This is a genomic window from Clostridioides sp. ES-S-0006-03, from assembly GCF_020662275.1.
Classification (GTDB): Bacteria; Bacillota; Clostridia; order Peptostreptococcales; family Peptostreptococcaceae; genus Clostridioides.
Genome location: NZ_JADGMM010000040.1, coordinates 1 through 653, shown reverse-complemented (window position 1 = coordinate 653; position 653 = coordinate 1). Strand labels below are relative to the sequence as shown.

Below are 653 nucleotides of genomic sequence, written 5' to 3'. Positions count from 1 at the left end.
CACCGCAAGGGTAAGACCCCAGAAAGACTATCTGGTTGATAGGTCGAAGGTGTAAGTGCAGCAATGTATTTAGCTTATCGATACTAATAGGTCGAGGACTTGACCAATATTATTTGATGTTCATTGACTAAAATATATATGTAGTTTTTAGAGTGTTAACTCTGAAAAAAAGTATGAAAAAAGTATTGACAAAAATAACAAAAAATGTTAATATTATACTTGTCCTAGCAACAAAAAAGAAATGTGGTTATAATAGCAGAGAAGATACACCTGTTCCCATTCCGAACACAGAAGTTAAGTTCTCTAGCGCTGATGGTACTTGGTGGGAAACTGCCTGGGAGAGTAGGACATAGCCACGTTAGATGTTCCAAGGTAGCTCAACGGTGGAGCAACCGGCTGTTAACCGGTAGGCTGTGGGTTCGAGCCCCACCCTTGGAGCCAATAAATGGCTCGTTGGTCAAGAGGTTAAGACACCGCCCTTTCACGGCGGTAACAGGGGTTCAATTCCCCTACGAGTCACCATTTGTGGGATCATAGCTCAGCTGGGAGAGCACCTGCCTTACAAGCAGGGGGTCGCAGGTTCGAGCCCTGCTGGTCCCACCATTTGCGGCCTGGTAGTTCAGTTGGTTAGAATGCCAGCCTGTCACGCTGGA

At 45.5% G+C, this 653-nt stretch carries 3 tRNA genes and 2 rRNA genes; all 5 read left to right on the top strand.

From position 1 onward, the window contains the following. Positions 1-107 (top strand): 23S ribosomal RNA (locus IR151_RS20050); the annotation flags it as partial. Between the two features lie 135 nt (positions 108-242). Then, positions 243-359 (top strand): 5S ribosomal RNA (gene rrf / locus IR151_RS20045). Between the two features lie 7 nt (positions 360-366). Then, positions 367-441, top strand: a tRNA-Asn gene (locus IR151_RS20040). A 6-nt stretch (positions 442-447) separates the two neighbouring features. Continuing rightward, positions 448-522 (top strand) — tRNA-Glu (locus IR151_RS20035). A 5-nt stretch (positions 523-527) separates the two neighbouring features. Next, a tRNA-Val gene (locus IR151_RS20030) sits at positions 528-603 on the top strand. The last annotated feature ends 50 nt before the right edge of the window (positions 604-653 follow it).